This is a genomic window from Magnetococcales bacterium (assembly GCA_015231755.1).
Taxonomy (GTDB): domain Bacteria; phylum Pseudomonadota; class Magnetococcia; order Magnetococcales; family Magnetaquicoccaceae; genus Magnetaquiglobus.
Window position 1 is genome coordinate 139,153 of the sequence record JADGAZ010000001.1, and the last position, 17,972, is coordinate 157,124.

A 17,972-nucleotide genomic window follows, 5' to 3' on the forward strand; every position below is an offset into this window, starting at 1 on the left:
GCAGGATCAAGGAGTATTTCCGCGAGTACCGGCAGTATCGAAATTTGATAACCATTTAAAAATGGTGCATATTCAGAAGAAGAAGAGCATGAATTCTTGACTGGTGGGTTGCCTGGAGAGGGGTGGACCCTGCGCGCATGGTGAAAGAGTCGCAGAAAAATTCGGTTGGAAGGCGGGGAAGAGCAGGGGTGAGGAGCCTGGATTTCGGTGGGGATTCATGACGCCCGGTTTCCTTGAGCGGGATTTTTTGCTATGATCCCGGCTTAAGGGGAGATCATGCATGAATCAACACATCGCCGTGCCATCCGTTCGTTTGCCCGTTCGTCAGCGTCTCTCTTACCGTCAGGCCCGGACAGCCGTACTCGTCGGATTGTGTGTGGGACTCTTGCTCGGCCTGGGGCAGGTGGCGGTGGATCTGTTCAAGGAACGGCAACGTATCCGCGCCAACATTGCCCAGATGATGGAGATCATCCGTGATTCGGCGGCCCAGGCCACCCATCATCAGGATTCGGTGCAGGCAGAAAAAGTGCTGGCGGGTCTGTTTCATTGCCAGGGGGTCCATCAGGCCCATTTGCACACCTCCGGTGGGCTGTCGTTTTTGCAGAAAATTCGTCCCCGTCCCATGACCGGTCTGTTGCGTTGGATGGCTTCCGGATTGTTGGATGAGGATTTCACCGTCACCTTACCTTTGATCTTCAATGACCAGCCAGCCGGCGATCTGACCATTGGCGTGGACGCCTCCGCGAGTGCCCGGGATTTTTTGATGCGTGCGGGCTTTACGTTGTTGGGAAGCCTGATTCAGGCCATTTTGCTGGCCACAATCCTGACCTTCATTTTTCACCGTCTGCTCACCGGCCCCATTTTGAGCCTCGGACGCCAGTTGGCCAGCGTGGATCCCGCCCAACCTGCCCGTCAGCCCATCACCGTGCCTCCCGGACACGCGGGGGATGAACTGGGTCTGCTGGCTGCGTTCATCAATCAGGCTTTGGCCCTGTTTGACAATGCCTTGCAGGTTCACAAGGAGACCGATCGGCTGCTGAAACGGACCCAGTTCAGCGTCGATCAGGCCGCCGACATGATCTGCTGGGTGGAACCCAATGGCCGGTTCATCTATGTCAACGAGGCGATGTGCAAAGCCATGGAGTATTCCCGAGCCGAACTGCTCGCCATGAACATTGCCCAGATTCACGACGACTGGTCGGCGGCACAATGGGATGAACACCGACGGGACCTGGAAATGGCCCGCATCCGCTGCATGGAAACCGTGGTGCGTACCAAGAGTGGCGTCATTCTCCATCTGGAGGTGCAAACCACTCTGCTGGAGATGGAAGGCCATCAGATTCATTGCAATTTCGCTCGGGATATACGTCCCCGCAAACAGGCGGAACGGGTGATCCGTCGGGCCAATCGTACCCTGTTGACCTTGAGCCATGGCAACGAAACCATGATCAAGGCCACCTCGGAACAAGAACTCCTGAAACGGATCTGTCGTTTGATCGTGGAGGAGGGGGGCTATCGCATGGCCTGGGTGGGATTCGCCACCGCCGACGGTCGGATTCTGCCCGCGGCCCAGTACGGTTTCGACGATGGTTATCTGGACAACCTGGACATCTCCTGGGACGACGCGGAAAAAGGACGGGGTCCCACCGGTACGGCGTTTCGGACCGGCAAACCGATTCTGGCCCGGGAGATCCGGTCGGATCCCAATTTCGCTCCCTGGCGTCAGGAGGCCACACGGCGGGGTTACGTCTCCTCTTTGGCCTTGCCTTTGCCTGTGGATGATCTGTTGCCCCTGGGAACCCTCAACATCTACAGCAGTGCGTCGGACGCCTTCGATCCCGAGGAGATCCAACTGCTGGAAAATCTCGCCAACAATCTGGCGTTCGGCATTCTCAAGTTTCGCGAGGCGGAGGAGCGGCGTCGGGCGCAACGGGCCATGCAAATCTCCGAAGAGAAACTGCTGACCCTGTTTCACCACTCCCCGGACTGCCTCATGACCCTGGATCGGGAAGGATCGGTCCAGTTCACCAACCGGACCGGCTCCCAACATCCCCTCGACTTTTTCCCCCGGGTGCGACTGCCTTATCTGCGGGAACGGATCGCCGAGGTGTTTCAGACCGGTCAGGCGGTGGAGTTTCCCTTCACGGACAGCGAATCCGCTTGGTGGGAGGCCCGGTTGGCCCCGATTTTCCACGACGGCAAGGTCTCCGAGGTGTTGGCCGTCTGTCAGGATGTCACCGAAAAACATACCCTTCAGGCCCAGAATCTGCGCAATGCCCGTCTGGCCTCCCTGGGGGTGCTGTCCGCCAGTGTGGCCCACGAGATCAACAATCCCAACAATGCCATCCAGTTCAATGTGCCGATTCTCTCGGCGCTCTGGGAGGACGCCCGTCCCATTCTGCTCCATGCCCACGAGGCGTCCGGGGCGTTTTATCTGGGTGGCATGCCGTGCGACGAGGCCATGGAGGTGGTCCCGCGTCTGCTCGACGGCATCCGCATGAGTTCCCAACGCATCCAGGCCATCATCGCCGGACTCAAACACATGGCCCGTCACGACAAAGGCATCCTGACCCAGAAAATCAATATACAGGATCCACTGCGTTCCGCCCTCATGATCCTGCAAAACCAGATCCGGGAAGCCACCGATCATTGCCACTTCAATCCGGCGCCGGCGCCTCTCATGGTGCGGGGCAATGCCCAGCAGTTGGAACAGGCCTTTATCAATATTTTGCAAAATGCCTTGCACGCCCTGGAAAACCGGTGCCAGCGGGTGGATATCTCCGTGATCCCGGAACCCGATCAGACCCATCTCAAAGTGATGTTCCACGATCAAGGCTGCGGCATCGCCCCGGAACATCTGAACAAATTGACCGATCCATTCTTTTCCACCAAGACCGAGGCCGGGGGTATGGGTCTGGGTTTGTCCATCACCAAAACCATCATCGAAAACCATGCGGGCGTTTTGTCTTTCGAGTCCGAACTGGATCGGGGCACCACCGTGACCGTGCGTCTGCCCCTCGATGTCGAATCCTTGCGCGGAGATCCAACATGACCGAGCCGATCAAAAAAAGTCTCCCCATTGTGCTGGTGGATGACGAGGAGGCTGTGCTGTTCAGCTCGAAGATCCTCCTGAGGACCGCCGATGTCTCTCCGGTGGTCACCATGACCGATGGACGCACCCTGATGGCGTTTCTGGAGGAGAATGGCGCGGCGGTGGTGGTATTGGATCTGGTGATGCCCTTCACGCCGGGCACCGAGTTGCTGCCCCGGATCAAGGAGCGGTTTCCGGAGATCCCGGTGATTGTCATGTCCGCCAACCAGGAGGTCAACATCGCGGTCCAGTGCATGAAGGATGGCGCTTTCGACTATCTGGTCAAACCCACGGAAAACAGCCGGTTCATCTCCTGCGTCAAGCGGGCCATGGAGGTGCGCTCGTTGCGTCGGGAGTTGGGCACCCTCAAGCAGTATCTCCTCGAAGACTCCTTGCAACACGCGGAAGCCTTTTCCGCCATCATCACCCACAGCCGCAAGATGCGGGCGGTGTTTCAGTATGTCGAGGCCATTGCCCCGTCCTCCGAGCCGGTTTTGATCATCGGCGAGACCGGCGTGGGCAAGGAGTTGCTGGCCCAGGCGATCCATCAGGTGAGCCATCGCAGTGGGCCGCTGGTGGCCCTGAATGTGGCGGGATTGGATGACAACATGTTTTCCGATACCCTGTTCGGCCATCGCAAGGGGGCCTTCACCGGCGCCAACGACAACCGGGAGGGCATGATCGCCGCCGCCGCCGGAGGGTCCCTGTTTCTGGACGAGATCGGGGATCTCAAGGAGTCGTCCCAGGTCAAGTTGTTGCGTCTGTTGCAGGAGCGCAAGTACTACCCCCTCGGCTCCGACGGCTACATGAAAACCGATGCCCGCATCATTTGCGCCACCAACCGGGATCTGAAATTCATGATGGTCGAAAAGACCTTCCGTTCCGATCTGTATTTTCGGCTCTCCTCCCACCAGGTGCGCATTCCACCCCTCAAGGAGCGCAAGGAGGATCTGCCCCTCTTGACCACCCACTTCATCGAAGAGGCGGCCCAGGCCATGGGCAAGTCCCCCCCGATTCCGCCACCGGAACTGTTTCATCTGCTCAACACTTACGACTTTCCGGGCAATGTGCGGGAGTTGCGTGCGATCGTCTTCGACGCCGTGGCCCGCCATCACTCCGGAGTGCTCTCTTTGGAGCGGTTCCGGGAGAGCGTCTTGAGCAATGGCGCTTCCGAAGACACCCTGTCCGTGGATTTGCTGGAAAATCCTTTCAAGCGCTTGAGCGGCAAGCTGCCCACCTTGCGGGAGGCGGAAATCCTGTTGCTGGAAGAGGCGTTGGAACGGGCCCAGGGCAACAAGAGTCTGGCGGCGACCTTGTTGGGAGTCTCCCGTCAGACCCTCAATTACCGTTTGCAGCAGTTGAAGAAAAGCGCCTCTTCCCCCCCTGGATTAAACGGGACCCCCTAACCTTGGTGATAGGTGATTTTTTTTCGCCCGGCCCCGGGATGTAAAAAAAATCTCCACCCCCTTTTATTAGGTTGATAAATATCCACTTCGCTTTATTGCGCTGCGGCATTGTTCCGGATTCACCTGATTCGACGTTTAAAATTTTGCACCTCCTTGCATTGCGGTATGCGGGAGGTGTCTTTTTATGTATTTGATTTTGAAATATTTTTTGTTAATTTCAGAGTTGGCGCGCATCTTGATATATATAAAACGAACACGGACGAGAGCACGAGATACGGATGTCAGGTGATGTGAGTCGTGCAACATCAAAGTTGTGGTCGTTTGGTAGTACTGGTCATGTTGTCACATGACCGGATCAAGGGTTGGATACCCTCCCCCCCATCCAACCCTTGATTTTTTATCTTTCAGTGATTTTCGAGACGGGACGCTTGCGTCCCTGACCAAGGGTCCGGCCTCCCCCCCCCTCAAGCCGACCCTTGGTTCTTTATCATAGCCGGGACAGGGATGTGGATCAAACCACGTCTCCCGCCAGGGGTCCGACCTCCCCCCCCCTCAAGTCGGACCCCTGGTCATTTTTTGATTGGGTTTCTTCGCTCAACCGAGATGGGACGTAGGCTTTGCCGCGTCTCAGGCCAAGGGCTCGACACCACCCTCCCCCGGACGTCGGCCCTTGGTCTTGAATTCTTCTCAATTTCCGTGGATCAGTCGTGCGACAGGCGCGTAGCTTTTGCGGTGGATGGGCGTGACGCCCAGGGTTTCCATGGCCCGGAGATGTTCGGCTGTGGGATATCCGGCGTTGCGTTCCCAGCCGTAACCGGGATGGCGGATGGCCCATTGGGCCATGAGGGCATCCCGATGGGTTTTGGCGAGGATCGAGGCGGCGGCGATGGAGGCGGAGAGTTGATCCCCTTTGATCACGGCTTTGGCGGGACACGGGAGCGCGTCGGGCAGATCCCGTCCGTCGATGAGGATGAAATCGGGTCGGATCCATTCGGTCCGGGGGGCGGATGGGGAAGAAGCCTGCCGGGTGGCGCGTAGCGCCGTGATGGCCCGGGACATGGCCAGCAGGGTCGCCTGTCGTATGTTGATGCGGTCGATTTCGTCGGGATCGGCCAAGGCGATGCCGGTGGCCAGGGCGTCACGCTGAATGCTTGAGGCCAGGGAGGCCCGTTGGGACGGGGAGAGACGCTTGGAGTCGTCCAGCCCGATGAGAGAGGCGGGCAGGGAGTCCCCCGGAGGCAAAATCACCGCGGCAGCCACCACAGGTCCGCACAACGGACCGCGACCGACTTCGTCCACGCCACAGATGGTGGAGAAACCGGCCGCGATCTGTTCTTTTTCCAGGGTGAGGCCGGGAAGGCTTCCGGCGCGGGATCTGGCTACCAGTCCCGTTTCTCCCGGATACGTGCGCCCTTGCCGGTACGATCACGGAGATAATAGAGCTTGGCGCGGCGCACATCACCTTTGCGCAGCACTTCGATCTTTTCCAGTTTGGGGGAGTAGAGCGGGAAGAGACGCTCGACGCCTTCGCCGAAGGAGACTTTGCGCACCGTGAAGGTGGAACGATTGCCGGCGTTGCGGCAGGCGATGCATACCCCTTCAAACATCTGGATGCGTTCCCGGGTGCCTTCGATGACCCGAACATGGACCCGCAGGGTATCCCCGGCCCCGAACTTGGGGGGCTCGGACTTGATCTGAGACTGTTCAAACAACTGTAATTCGTTCATAATTCCTTTTTCCCATCAAGCGATTCCAAGAAATCCCCGTTCGTGCGGGGGTCCCCGTTGTGTTCCATGGCCTCCAGATCCTTGGCCAACTCTTCGATCACCCGGCGTTCCTGACGACTCCAGGAGATGCGTTGCAAAAGCTCCGGGCGTCGGATCAGGGTGCGCAGCATGGATTGGCGTCGCCGCCATGCTGCCACGGCCCCGTGATTGCCCGAAAGCAGCGTGGCCGGAACCGGTTGTGCTTCACTGCCACGAAGCGGTTGCCAGATTGCGGGTCTTGTGTAGTGGGGGTGATCGAACAACCCCTCGCCGAAGGACTCCGCAATCGCGCTTTCGTCGTCTCCCAGTACGCCGGGGAGCAGTCGGGCCACGGCATCCACCATGACCATGGCGGGCAGTTCCCCGCCGGTGAGTACGAAGTCTCCCAAAGAGAGTTCCTCGTCCGCACCGTGTTGCACCCACCGTTCATCCACCCCTTCGTAATGACCACACACCAAAATCAGGTGGGGCAGTGTGGCCAAGCGACGGGCATCCTCCTGGGAGAAGGTTTTGCCCTGGGGTGACAGCCAGATCACCCGACCCGGTTGTTGGTTTCGGACCTGTTCCACGGCCCGGTCCAGCACATCGGGTTTCAAGACCATGCCCGGACCGCCGCCAAAGGGGGCGTCATCCACCCGTTGATGTTTGTCCAGAGCGAAATCCCGGAGTTGCACCAATCGCGATTCGATCACTCCCCGTTTGATCGCCCGTCCCAGGATGGAACACTCCAGGATGGGGGAAAACATTTCGGGGAATAGGGTCAGAATCGAAAAGCGCATACGTGTGTTGATTCCTCGTTATGCCCGCCGGGTGTGTTCGGTTACAAACCGGGCATCAGTCGGACCAGGATTGTTTTTTCCGGCTCGTTCACCCGCAGGATGGTATCCTGGATGAAAGGGAGCAGGCGATCTTCTCCGGAGGGTTCCCGTACCACCAGCACATCGTTGGATCCTGTGGCCATCAGGCTGTCCACCACCCCCATCTCCCAGGTCGTATCCGGAGGCGCGTTTTCCGGGGAAACCGTTTCGTCCGGAGCGACCAGGACACGCATACCGATCAGGCGGAACCAGTAGTGACGATTGGCCCCCAGGTTCGGCAGGGATGATTCGGGCAGCCACACCTTCAAACCGGCCAACCCCTGGATCTGTTCCCGATTTTCGAGTCCCTGGAGACGCACCAGAAGTTCATCCCCATGGCGACGACCGGACAGGAGAGTGACTTCGTGTTGCGGCGGGCTGTGTGATCCCAGCCACCACAGAGGTTGCCGGGTCAGCCAATCCCCATCCATGTCCGCTTCCGGGCCAGGGTCCGGAAGGATGCGGGCGATGGGATGAGATACAGGCACGACCCGAATCTCGCCGCGCACGCCGAACGCCCCCTTGAGGCGTCCGAGGACCACCCAGGGGGTGGCCTCGTTGGACATGTCAGGCCGTGGCCTCTTGGACCTGTTTGATCAAACGGCCCACCGTGTCGGAGGGAAGGGCGCCGACGCCGATCCAGTGGTTGATCCGTTCCATGTTCAGAGAAACCCGGTCGGTCTCCTTGAGCGGATTGAAAACACCCAGTTTTTCCAGGAAACGTCCATCCCGGGGCATCCGGGAGTCGGCCGCGACCACTGCGTAGAAGGGCCGTTTTTTGGATCCTCTGCGTTGCATGCGAATACGTACCGCCATGGATTGTGCCTCTTTTGGTCTTTATTGAAAGTGAGTCAGTGTAACCGTTGCCTCATGGAGGGGCATCCGGAACGAAAAACAACATATTCTATGCAATTCGCACGAATAGTCAAGCGATTGCTACGCCACGTCGCAAGAAATCCCTGCCGTGTCATCTCCCATCCGGGGTGGTTGCCTTTTTGGAAGGGGGCACTTTACCCGGAACTCTCCTCGGGCGCAAGTTGCGCGAGGGGGGAATTCACCAGATCCGCGTCTCCCGCCAGTTGACCGCAGGCCGCCCCCACATCGCCGCCTCGGCTGTCGCGGATGATGGTGACCAGTCCGGCATTGGCCACGATCTCTTGGAAGCGCAGCATGGTCTCTTGAGACGACGGGGCGTAGGGGGCGCCGGGCCAGGGGTTGAAAGCCAGCAGATTGACCTTGGAGGGGATCCCCTTGAGCCAAGCCACCAGTTCCCGGGCGTCTTGTTCCGAGTCGTTGACCCCGTCGAGCAGCACATACTCCCAGGTGATGCGACCCCGACCCCGCAGCGGCCAGGCCAGTGCTGCCCGTTTCAGCGCCGCCAGATTGAACTTGCGGTTGATGGGCACCAGTTGATCCCGCACCGCGTCCCGCACGCTGTGGAGGGAGATGGCCAGATTGACGTTGAGATTCTTCCCCGCCTCTTCCATGCGGTTGACCACCCCGGAGGTGGAGAGGGTGAGCTTGCGACAGCCGATGGCCAGGCCATTGCCATCCATGATGATGCTCACCGCCCGGGTGACCGCCTCCAGGTTGTACAGGGGTTCTCCCATGCCCATCAGCACCACGTTGGTCACCCGGATTCCCCGTGCCGCCAGGGTGCCGCGCACGAAGGTCACCTGTTCGACGATTTCGGCGGCGGTCAGGTTGCGCCGCATGGGCAGGGTGCCGGTGCGACAGAATGGGCAGGCCAGACTGCATCCGGCCTGGGAGGAGATGCAGACCGTGCCCCGGTTGGTCTCCGGGATGAACACCGTCTCCATGTTCACCCCGTCTGCGCAGGCCAAAACCCATTTTTCCGTGCCATCCGCCGAGACCCGGTGGGAGATGGCTGGGGGTCTCAGCGGCGCGATTGCGGCGGCCAGACGGGCGCGGAACGGTTTGGACAGATCGCTCATCTCCTCCACCGAGGAGGCGAGTTTCACGAACACCCAGGACCAGACCTGCTGTGCCCGATAGGGCTTTTCGCCCCATTGGACCATCAGGTCGGTCAACTCCCCGCGGGTGAGGCCGGTCAGACGCAGTGGCATGGTGGTGGACAAGGCTTGATGTCAGCGGGGACAGATTTCCATTTGATTGAAGAAAAAGGCAATCTCCTGGGCAGCGGTCTCCGGGGCGTCGGAACCGTGGACCGCGTTGGCTTCGATGCTGTCGGCGAAGTCGGCACGGATGGTACCCGGCGCGGCCTTGGCGGGATTGGTGGCGCCCATGACTTCACGATTTTTGGCGATGGCTTCTTCCCCTTCGAGAACCTGGGCCATGATCGGTCCGGAACTCATGTAGGCCACCAGATCGTCATAGAAGGGCTTGCCCTTGTGGACGCCGTAAAAAATACCCGCTTCCGCCGGGGTCAGATGGAGCATCTTGGATGCCACGATCCGCAGTCCGGCGGCCTCGAAACGGGAATAAATGGCACCGATGACATTTTTGGCCACAGCATCGGGTTTGATCATCGAAAGGGTGCGTTGAACGGCCACGGCGGTACTCTCCTTGAGTTTTGGGTTTGCTGACGTTTGGGGTTGGGCATGGGCACACGCGAGGTTCGGGGCCGGATGCCGGATCGTGTATAGCTTGATTTTTGGCTTCCCGCCAAGATATATTGATCGGGATGAGCTTCGATTCGACCCATTGTCCACAAGGGGGGTGTTGATGTCCATGATTCGTTTTTCCCTGACGGTCGTGCTGGCGGCATTTTTTCTTCTGACTCCGGCCCAATCCCGGGCCGCCACGTGGTATACCTCCCCCTTCGCGGCTGACATCCTGATGATCAATCCGGTGGACGACAAGGATCGGGCGGCGGGCAAGCTGTTCGTGGGTCCGGATCGTTTTCGGGCCGAGGGGATCTATCAGGGCACCAAAAAGGTTTTGATCGTCAATCTGGCGGATCGCAAGGCGTTCACCCTGTTTCCCGACAAAAAAGAGTATTATGACGGTCTGAGCGAGGCGTTGATGCCCCCCAAGCCCGATGTGGAACGGATGCCGGATGATCCCAAGGGGCCGTGCAAGACCGATCCGCAATTGTCTTGCACCCGGGAAGGGGACGAGACGGTTCACGGCATCCAGACTGAAAAGTGGACCATCAGGGCTTCCGGAAAAGAGGGAGCCAGTCATGTGGTTTCGATCTGGGTCGATTCCCAGCGGCGTATCGTGATGCGTCAGCAACCCGAGAACGGTCCTGTCATGGAGCGCAAGCTCCTGGGCGTCGAAAAGATCGATGGGCGGGATACGGAAAAGTGGGAATTCAGCCACAGTTTCAAAGAACAGCGCAACCGTTATCTCCAATGGATCGATGTGGCCTTGCGCCTGCCGGTGCGCATGGGGGAGGGGCGACAGGCCACCATGGAGTTTTCCGCCATTCGTGAAGGGGCGCAGGATGGGGCCTTGTTTCAGGTTCCGGCGAACTTCAAGCTGGTCAATCCGCCACCGTTGCCCCCGGCCCTGGGTCCGGAAGGCCCGGTCACCCCCCCGCCGCCTCCGGCGGATCCGAAAAAGGGGGTGCGTTATCAATAATGGGTTTGTCAATGGGCGGTTGATGGCTGGAATGTTTTCATGTCGGTGACGCCATGATTACCGGGTGGGTGATGTGAAGGGGGCGCGGGGAGCAGCCTGATTGGATTGGGATCGTTTGGGCACAGACATGTGTTTTACGCTTCTCCATCTATCCTGTGGCGGTTTGGCAAGGAGTGTGACCGGTTATGGAAAAGGCGTTACAGAATCATGCGAGTGTGATGGACATCCTGCATCGCGCCGTTCGCGAGAGCGTATTGCTGGAGGTGCGGATCGATGGGGAGGAAAAATTGTATGGAGCCCGTCTTCTGACCCTCTCCGAAGATGTGGAAAGTCTGAAAAAACAGGCCGCCGACCTGTTGCTTTCCCGTTATGCCGCCCAGGTGCAGTCGGCTCCCGGGGAGAGTGCCTCCAGTCCGGATCAGGATGAGCGGTGGATTCTCATCACCCCTTTGGAGCCGCCGGAAGGCAACATGCGTATTCGCAAGTCCGCCAAGGTGGTGATCGGTTTTTGTTTGGGATTGGAATTGTTTCGTACCGTGGTGACCTTTCGCAAGGTTCAGCGGGTGGAGACGGGGCAGGCGATAGAGCTTTCCTGGCCTCCGGCCTTTCAGAGTTCCCCGAAGCGTCAACAGCATCGGGTTGATATTCCAAAGGATATGAATCTGGAAGTGCAGGTGCAAAAACGTGGTGCCGAGGCTTTTACCGCTCGGATCGTGGATATTTCTCCTGGTGGTTTGTCTTTTACCTGTGATGCGCTTTCCATTCCTTTGGAAAGTGGGGACAAGGTGGGGCTTTCCATTCGGGGTGAGATTTTGATGGGTACGCCGATCATCACGTTCGGCACCATCACCTCCATGACCAAGGCGCGGGATTCCAAGGATGTGCAGGTTTCCCGGCAGCTTTATGGGGTGCAGTTCAAGATGTTGTCGGTGGCGGATGCCATGTCGGTGGATCGTTTGGTGGAGGCGGTGGAGACCATTACCAAGGGCAGCAGCAGCAGTGGTGCGGGCCGTCCGAGCCGCAAACGGATCAGCGTTTAGACCAGACAACCATTGAAAAAAAGAGCGGGTCTGGGAGATTCTTCTCCCAGGGTTTTGCCTTTTTCCTTTTGTCTTTAACGAGCGATTTTCAAACAAGCTTTTTGAGGATGTTTGATTGGGGCGTTGCCCCAAACCCCACCAAGGGCTTCGCCCCTGGACCCCACCAGGGGGATAATCCCCCTGGACCCGTGATGGTGGTGTAATCTTCCGGAAAACGCAGCTCTGTTCGTGTCAGCGTCCTCCGGAATTGGGGGCCAAAACCTCCCGTTTTCCGGCATGATTGGGTTCGGAGATCAAACCATCCAGGGCCATGCGTTCCACAATGCGCGCTGCGCGGTTGTACCCGATCTTGAAATGACGTTGCACCATGCTGGTGCTCACCTTGCCCGCCCGGATCACCACCGCAGCCGCCTGATCGTACAACGGATCGTATTCGTCGGACATGGGATCCCCCAGGCCGTCATCCCCGTCATCCCCCAGACTGCTTTCCAGGATCGAGTGATCGTATTCCGGTCGCCCGGTGGATTTGAGAAATTTCACCAACTTGTGGACTTCGCTGTCCGACACGAACGGAGCATGGATCCGTTGCAGATGGGTGGTGCCGGGAGGTTGGAACAATCCATCTCCCATGCCCAACAGCCGATCCGCCCCCATGGAGTCCAGAATGGTGCGCGAATCGATTTTCGATGAGACCTGAAACGCCAATCGGGTCGGGAAATTGGCCTTGATCAATCCGGTGATCACATCCACCGATGGCCGCTGGGTGGCAATGATCAAATGCAAGCCGGCAGCCCGGGCCATCTGGGCCAGACGGGCAATGGCGGGTTCCACATCCTTGCCCACCTGGATCATCAAATCCGCCAGTTCGTCGATGATGATGACGATCAGGGGTTTTTTCTCCAGGGGGATCGGCTCTTCCTGCTCCACCGGTCTTCCGGTTTCGGGATCGAAGCCCACCTTGACCCGGCGGGTCGGCTCTTCTCCGGCGATCAGGCACTCCTGGATGCGCTGGTTGTAACCCGAAAGATTGCGCACCCCCAGTTCCGACATCAGACGATAGCGTTCCTCCATCTCCGCCACCGCCCACTTGAGCAGGGTGGCCGCCTTGTTGACATCCGTGACCACCGGGGCCAACAGATGGGGAATGCCTTCGTAGATGGATAGTTCCAGCATTTTGGGATCCACCATCAGGAACCGTACCTCCTCGGGACGGGCCGAGAAAAGCACCGAGCAGATCATGGCGTTCACCGCCACCGATTTGCCCGATCCCGTGGTCCCCGCCACCAGCAGATGAGGCATCTTGCCCAGATTGCCCACCACCGGACGACCGTTGATGTCCGAGCCCAAGGCCATGGCCAGGGGACTCTTGACCTGTCGGAAGGTGTCGGAGTCGAGAATCTCCCGCAGATAGACCGTGCGACGCACCTGATTGGGGATTTCGATGCCGATGACGTTCTTGCCGGGAATGTTGCCCACCACCCGCACCGAAGCCGCCGAAATGGAGCGGGCCAGATCATCCGCCAGTCCGATCACCTTGGCGGCCCGCAGACCCGGAGCCGGATCCAACTCATAGGTGGTGATCACCGGGCCGGGATGGGCGTCGATGATCTGGCCCTTGACCTTGAAATCCTCCAGTTTCTGTTCCAGCAGGCGGGCCGTGGTGTGCAACTCCTCCCGGTCCGGGCCAAGATAGCCGGTATCCTCGGGAAGCCCCAGAATCGACAGGGGCGGCAGCGGGGAAGAGTCGTGTTCCAGAGGCGGCAGATAGGACTCTTCGTCCGGGTCGTTGCCTTCGTCCAGATCCAGGGTTTCATCCAACTCCAGATCCGGATCCGGTTCTTCTTCCAAACCGGGTTTCGGCGCCGGGGACACGGAGTCGGGTGCCGGCCGGGGCGGTTGGGAAAAGACAGGGGGCGCGTCGGTGGCTGGCCGATCTGCGGGGGGGTGCCGCGGCTCCGGGGCAGCCCGACCCACGCCAAAAATCACCCCCGCCCGGGGACGACTGGAGATGGATTCAGTCGGCTCCACCGGCATGGGAGCGGTATCGGAGGCGTCATCCGGATCGAGTTCCACCGGCATGGGAGCCTCATCCGTGAACCGGGGAGTCTGAAAGGGGGATGGCTCCTTTGCTGGCGTGGCCTCGATGGCAACGGATGGGAGTTGGAAGCGGGAGGGTTCTTTCTCCACGGGTTCCGGGGCCTTGGTCAGGAAGGAATCATGAACCGGTTTGTTTGTCTGACCCATTCCAGCATCCGGCATGGGGGACGTTGCTGTGGCCGGTGGGGAGGGGCTTTCCTCCGGTTGCCAACGGGTTGGTTCGGGAGCCGGTTCGTCTTTTTTGTGAAACAGGCCATCCGGTTGCCGGAACGATGGCGCGGTGGCCTGGGCAGGTTTGGACGTTTCGAGGGTGACTGGTGCAACCGGTTCAGCCTTCGGGGTGAATCCGAGGGGTGGAGAGACCTCCGGCGGCGGAGAAAAAGGGGGGGGCGCCGGCATTTTGGTTTCGGAGGCGGGTGGAACCGGTGCATCATTCCCCAGTGGGCGGGGGGGCAGGGGAGCCGGCACGTCGATGACCGGTTCCAGACGCACTTCGTGGGAGTCGGAATGGTCCGAGGGGGGCCGGTGATCGGTTTTTTTCCCCGGGGGGACGAGTTTGCCGATGGCCTCCCGGATCCGGGGCAGGTAACGGATCAGCAGGGCGGGCACGATGGCCAGCAGGGCGGCGGAGGCCAGAAGCACCTTGCTGCCGATTTCGAGGCTGCGGGAGAGGTGGTTGGCGCTGGATTGCAGAATCGCCTCTTTGGATTGCTGCAAAGGGGGTGGTTTGGGCAGACGAAACTCCCCGGCATCGTTGTGGAATGAATCGGCGATAGCGGAAAGAGAGACCCGCAGCAGCACCATCAGGGCCAGCAGGGCCAGGGGTGCCAGCAGCAGAATTCCCCCCCACAGGCCAAAGGCGTGACGCATGGCTTCCGACAGCAAGGTGCCCAGGACTCCCCCCGGTCCGGTGGGGGGAAAGGTGTCGGGACCCGGAGAGGTGGTGGTCAACAAGGAGATCAGGGTGGTGGTGACCAGGGCCAACACCGGGGAGGCGATGAGGCGGTCCAGATAGAACTCTTCTTCGGGCTTGGCCCGCAACAGCCGATAACCGGGCACCAGCAGGAAGATCACCGGCCACAAGGCGCCATAGCCCAGGGCCTGATACAAGGCATCGGAGAGCAGGGCGCCGGTTCGTCCCGCCAAGTTGTGGACCGCCGCGTTATCACTGGCATAGTTGAACGAAGGGTCTTCGGGATTGTGGGACAGCAGCGTCAGCAGCAGGAAGGCCCCGAGAAACAGCAGGACCACACCCAAAGCCTCCCGCACGATCACCAGACCGTATTGGGGACGAGGCTCCGGTTCCTTTTGGGGGGAGGGATGGCGCCGTTTGGGAGTCATGGATCACATCTCCATGACGAGAGGGAAAACCGCTGGCCGGCGTCCAAGGCGTTTTTTGAAAAAACGACGCAAGGCACGCTGGGCGATTTCCGCGGCTCCCGCCACTTCGTCGTCGGCGAAGTCCATGCCTTTGGAACCCAGGGCCAGGGCGGCTTCCACCGCGTCTTTGGCCTCTTCCAGGAGGTCGAGGTTTTCGTCTTCGTAGACCACGCCGCGGGTGAGCAGTTCGGGTCTTTGGAGTACCTCGCCGCTGGCTTTGGAGATGACCAGCAGCACCACGGCCATGCCGTCCTCGGACAGATGCAACCGGTCCCGCAGCACGATATCTCCCACATCTCCCACGCCTTTGCCATCGACAAAGACACGACCACAGGGAATGGTGCCGTCCAGACGCAGGGAATCCCGGCTCAATAGAGCGCGGTCGCCGTTTTCCAGCACCAGGGAGTGTGTTTCCGGGATGCCCAGGCCCAGGGCCAGATCCCGATGGTTTTGCAGATGACGCCGTTCCCCATGGATCGGAATGAAGAATTTGGGACGGGTCAAAGCCAGCATCAGTTTCAGATCCTCCCGGGGGGCGTGTCCGGAGACATGGACTTCCGGCAGGATTTTTTCGTGGATCACCTCGGCGCCACGCTTGAACAGCAGGTTGATCAGCGACCAGATGGTGCGTTCGTTGCCGGGAATGAAACGGGAAGAGAGGATCACCGTGTCACCGGGACGGATCTGGATTTCCTGATGTTCTCCGGAGGCGATGCGCACCAGGGAGGAGTTGGGTTCCCCCTGACTGCCGGTGGAGATCACCACCACCTGATCCCGGGGATAGTTGTCGAGTTTGCGTATGTCGATCAGGATGTCGTCCGGGATGTCGATGTAACCGAGTCCCCTGGCCACGTTGACATTGGCGATCATGGAGCGGCCATTGAGCAGCACCTTGCGCTTGACCGCCGCCGCGGCGTGCATGACCTGCTGGATGCGCTGGATGTTGGACGAGAAGGTGGCCACCACCAGCAGTCCCTTGGCCCGCGGGAACAGTTTGGTGAACACGTCGCTGACGGTCTGTTCCGAGATGGTGGCCCCGGGGCGGTTGATGTTGGTGGAGTCCGACAACAGGGCCAGAACCCCTTTTTCCCCCAGATGGGCGAAGGTGTACAGATCGGTGGGCAGATCGTTGACCGGGGTGTGATCGATCTTGAAGTCACCGGTATGGACAATGGTGCCCAGAGGCGTGCGGATGGCCAACGCCGAGGAGTCCACGATGGAGTGGGTCACGTGGACAAAGGTGATGTTGAACGGCCCCACCTGCAACGGCTGCCGATGTTTGGTTTCGATCATGTCGGCCTGACCCAGCAGACCGTGTTCGCGGAATTTGCCTTCCAGCAGGCCCAGGGTCATGGCGGTGCCGTAGATCGGAACCTGGAGGATGGGCCAGATGTAGGGCATGGCGCCGATGTGGTCTTCGTGGCCATGGGTCAGGACCATACCCACCACCCGTTCCCGGTTTTCCACCAGAAAGCGGGCGTCGGGAATGATGAAATCCACCCCCGGGGTGTCCGGGGAGGGAAAGGTCAGGCCGCAATCGACCACAAGCAGTTTGTTCTCATAGCCATAGACCATGAGGTTCATGCCGATTTCACCCAGTCCCCCCAGTGGCATGATCTCCAGGGGAGCGGGGGGTTGTCGGTTCATTTTCCGGCCTCTTGTGTGGGGAGTGAGCGTTCTTGTTCGCGTTTGCGTTCGATGCCGCGACCCAGAAAGATCGCGATTTCATACATCAGACACATGGGTACGGCCAGCATGATCTGGGAGATGGGATCCGGCGGCGTGATGATGCCCGCGATCACGAAGGAGAGTACGATGTTGTAGCGTCTTTTGTCGGCCAGCGTCCGGGTGCTGATCGCGCCGGTTTTGATCATCAGCAGCAGCCCCAGGGGCATTTCAAACACCAAGCCGAAGGAGAGCATCAGCAGCATGATCAAGCTGACATACTCCGAAATCGACGGCATGGCGGCGATATCCGGGGTGGCGAAGCTTAGGAAATATTTGAAGGCCATGGGGAAAACAAACACATAGGCCATGGATGCCCCCAGAAAGAACAGGGCGGGGGTCATCAGCAGAAACGGCAGAAACGATTTTTTTTCCGTTTCGTACAGTCCCGGAGCCACAAAGAGCCACAACTGGGAGAGGACCACCGGCAAGGCCAGCACGAATCCGGCGAAGGCCGACACCTTCAGATAGGTGAAAAACGCCTCGTGCAGGCCCGTGAAGATCATCTTGTCGTTCGGCCCCATGAGTTCTTTCAAGGGACGGATCAGAAACGCGAAAATCTCTTCGGAAAAGCCCCAGCAGATCAGAAATCCGACCATGATGGCCAACACCGAGATCATCAGGCGGTTGCGCAGTTCGGTCAGATGCGACAAAAGGGGGGCGGTATCGTTGGGTCCCATCATGGGCGGGCCGGATCGTTTTTGTTGGGGGTCGAAGGTGTGGGATCCGCAGGCGCGACGGTCTGTCCGGTGACGGGCGGTTGGGGGTCGGCGGGTCGGATGGGCGCCATGGTGGCGGGAGTCGACTGGGGCAGGGTCGGAGGCGGTGGTGGGGGAGGCGTATAGTGGGAACTCTCCCGCATTTTGGCTTCCAGGTCTTCCATGTGGATGCTGTCCCGGACATCGTTCACGATCCGCTGGAACTGTCGGATCACACGGGCCAGACCCCGGGCCACCTCCGGCAGTTTGTCGGGTCCGATGACCAGCAGGGCAACCACCAGAATGACGAAAAATTCAAACCAGCTGAGTCCAAACATGGAGCTT

Annotated in this window: 15 protein-coding genes; 4 read left to right on the plus strand and 11 right to left on the minus strand. The window is 59.6% G+C overall.

Annotated elements, in window-relative coordinates; translation table 11 throughout:
* The first annotated feature begins 280 nt into the window (after positions 1-280).
* Entirely contained in the window at positions 281-3,052 is a 2,772-nt protein-coding gene (locus HQL98_00670) for a PAS domain S-box protein (GenBank protein ID MBF0270574.1), read from the plus strand.
* Positions 3,049-4,497, plus strand: coding sequence for a sigma-54-dependent Fis family transcriptional regulator (locus HQL98_00675; GenBank protein MBF0270575.1), 1,449 nt, complete (start codon positions 3,049-3,051; stop codon positions 4,495-4,497). The genes HQL98_00670 and HQL98_00675 overlap by 4 nt, the downstream gene beginning before the upstream one ends.
* Positions 4,498-5,184: 687 nt before the next feature.
* Here the strand turns inward: HQL98_00675 and HQL98_00680 are convergent.
* From HQL98_00680 to ndk, 7 genes are all read right to left on the minus strand, one after another.
* Positions 5,185-5,841: a ribonuclease HII gene (locus HQL98_00680; protein ID MBF0270576.1), complete on the minus strand. Its 657-nt coding sequence runs from the start codon at positions 5,839-5,841 to the stop codon at positions 5,185-5,187.
* A gap of 35 nt (positions 5,842-5,876) precedes the next feature.
* Positions 5,877-6,224, minus strand: a complete 348-nt coding sequence (rplS, locus tag HQL98_00685) for a 50S ribosomal protein L19 (GenBank protein MBF0270577.1) — start codon at positions 6,222-6,224, stop codon at positions 5,877-5,879.
* On the minus strand, positions 6,221-7,042 hold the full coding sequence (gene trmD / locus HQL98_00690) for a tRNA (guanosine(37)-N1)-methyltransferase TrmD (protein MBF0270578.1): 822 nt from the start codon (positions 7,040-7,042) through the stop codon (positions 6,221-6,223). Before trmD ends, rplS begins: the two co-directional genes overlap by 4 nt.
* A 41-nt stretch (positions 7,043-7,083) precedes the next feature.
* Positions 7,084-7,686: a 16S rRNA processing protein RimM gene (rimM, locus tag HQL98_00695; GenBank protein MBF0270579.1), complete on the minus strand. Its 603-nt coding sequence runs from the start codon at positions 7,684-7,686 to the stop codon at positions 7,084-7,086.
* Between the two features lies 1 nt (position 7,687).
* Positions 7,688-7,936, minus strand: coding sequence for a 30S ribosomal protein S16 (rpsP, locus tag HQL98_00700; GenBank protein ID MBF0270580.1), 249 nt, complete (start codon positions 7,934-7,936; stop codon positions 7,688-7,690).
* A 194-nt stretch (positions 7,937-8,130) separates the two neighbouring features.
* Positions 8,131-9,207 carry a 23S rRNA (adenine(2503)-C(2))-methyltransferase RlmN gene (gene rlmN / locus HQL98_00705; protein MBF0270581.1) on the minus strand — a complete coding sequence of 359 codons (1,077 nt, stop codon included), beginning with the start codon at positions 9,205-9,207 and terminating at the stop codon, positions 8,131-8,133.
* 21 nt (positions 9,208-9,228) lie between these two features.
* Positions 9,229-9,654, minus strand: coding sequence for a nucleoside-diphosphate kinase (gene ndk, locus HQL98_00710; GenBank protein ID MBF0270582.1), 426 nt, complete (start codon positions 9,652-9,654; stop codon positions 9,229-9,231).
* Positions 9,655-9,826: 172 nt separating this feature from the next.
* On the opposite strand from ndk, the gene HQL98_00715 reads away from it, so the two are divergent.
* The gene (locus HQL98_00715) at positions 9,827-10,687 is read left to right on the plus strand and encodes a hypothetical protein (protein MBF0270583.1); all 861 of its coding nucleotides are present in this window, start codon (positions 9,827-9,829) and stop codon (positions 10,685-10,687) included.
* A gap of 185 nt (positions 10,688-10,872) precedes the next feature.
* Positions 10,873-11,727 carry a PilZ domain-containing protein gene (locus HQL98_00720; protein MBF0270584.1) on the plus strand — a complete coding sequence of 285 codons (855 nt, stop codon included), beginning with the start codon at positions 10,873-10,875 and terminating at the stop codon, positions 11,725-11,727.
* 231 nt (positions 11,728-11,958) lie between these two features.
* Here the strand turns inward: HQL98_00720 and HQL98_00725 are convergent, their stop codons facing one another.
* The 4 genes from HQL98_00725 to HQL98_00740 form a co-directional block, all read right to left on the minus strand.
* Positions 11,959-14,694, minus strand: a complete 2,736-nt coding sequence (locus HQL98_00725) for a DNA translocase FtsK (protein MBF0270585.1) — start codon at positions 14,692-14,694, stop codon at positions 11,959-11,961.
* 474 nt (positions 14,695-15,168) lie between these two features.
* On the minus strand, positions 15,169-16,851 hold the full coding sequence (locus HQL98_00730; protein ID MBF0270586.1) for a ribonuclease J: 1,683 nt from the start codon (positions 16,849-16,851) through the stop codon (positions 15,169-15,171).
* Positions 16,848-17,612 (minus strand): twin-arginine translocase subunit TatC, encoded by a 765-nt coding sequence (tatC, locus tag HQL98_00735; protein MBF0270587.1) that lies wholly within the window; start codon positions 17,610-17,612, stop codon positions 16,848-16,850. Before tatC ends, HQL98_00730 begins: the two co-directional genes overlap by 4 nt.
* Positions 17,609-17,965, minus strand: a complete 357-nt coding sequence (locus HQL98_00740; GenBank protein ID MBF0270588.1) for a twin-arginine translocase TatA/TatE family subunit — start codon at positions 17,963-17,965, stop codon at positions 17,609-17,611. Before HQL98_00740 ends, tatC begins: the two co-directional genes overlap by 4 nt.
* Between the last annotated feature and the right edge of the window lie 7 nt (positions 17,966-17,972).

Coding starts and splice junctions, on each gene's coding strand:
- tatC (MBF0270587.1), bottom strand. CDS start 17,612: ATGATGGGACCCAACGATACCGCCCCCCTTTTGTCGCATCTGACCGAA.
- rlmN (MBF0270581.1), bottom strand. CDS start 9,207: ATGCCACTGCGTCTGACCGGCCTCACCCGCGGGGAGTTGACCGACCTG.
- rplS (MBF0270577.1), bottom strand. CDS start 6,224: ATGAACGAATTACAGTTGTTTGAACAGTCTCAGATCAAGTCCGAGCCC.
- HQL98_00725 (MBF0270585.1), bottom strand. CDS start 14,694: ATGCGTCACGCCTTTGGCCTGTGGGGGGGAATTCTGCTGCTGGCACCC.
- HQL98_00740 (MBF0270588.1), bottom strand. CDS start 17,965: ATGTTTGGACTCAGCTGGTTTGAATTTTTCGTCATTCTGGTGGTTGCC.
- HQL98_00720 (MBF0270584.1), top strand. CDS start 10,873: ATGGAAAAGGCGTTACAGAATCATGCGAGTGTGATGGACATCCTGCAT.
- HQL98_00670 (MBF0270574.1), top strand. CDS start 281: ATGAATCAACACATCGCCGTGCCATCCGTTCGTTTGCCCGTTCGTCAG.
- HQL98_00730 (MBF0270586.1), bottom strand. CDS start 16,851: ATGAACCGACAACCCCCCGCTCCCCTGGAGATCATGCCACTGGGGGGA.
- rimM (MBF0270579.1), bottom strand. CDS start 7,686: ATGTCCAACGAGGCCACCCCCTGGGTGGTCCTCGGACGCCTCAAGGGG.
- HQL98_00675 (MBF0270575.1), top strand. CDS start 3,049: ATGACCGAGCCGATCAAAAAAAGTCTCCCCATTGTGCTGGTGGATGAC.
- trmD (MBF0270578.1), bottom strand. CDS start 7,042: ATGCGCTTTTCGATTCTGACCCTATTCCCCGAAATGTTTTCCCCCATC.
- HQL98_00715 (MBF0270583.1), top strand. CDS start 9,827: ATGTCCATGATTCGTTTTTCCCTGACGGTCGTGCTGGCGGCATTTTTT.
- rpsP (MBF0270580.1), bottom strand. CDS start 7,936: ATGGCGGTACGTATTCGCATGCAACGCAGAGGATCCAAAAAACGGCCC.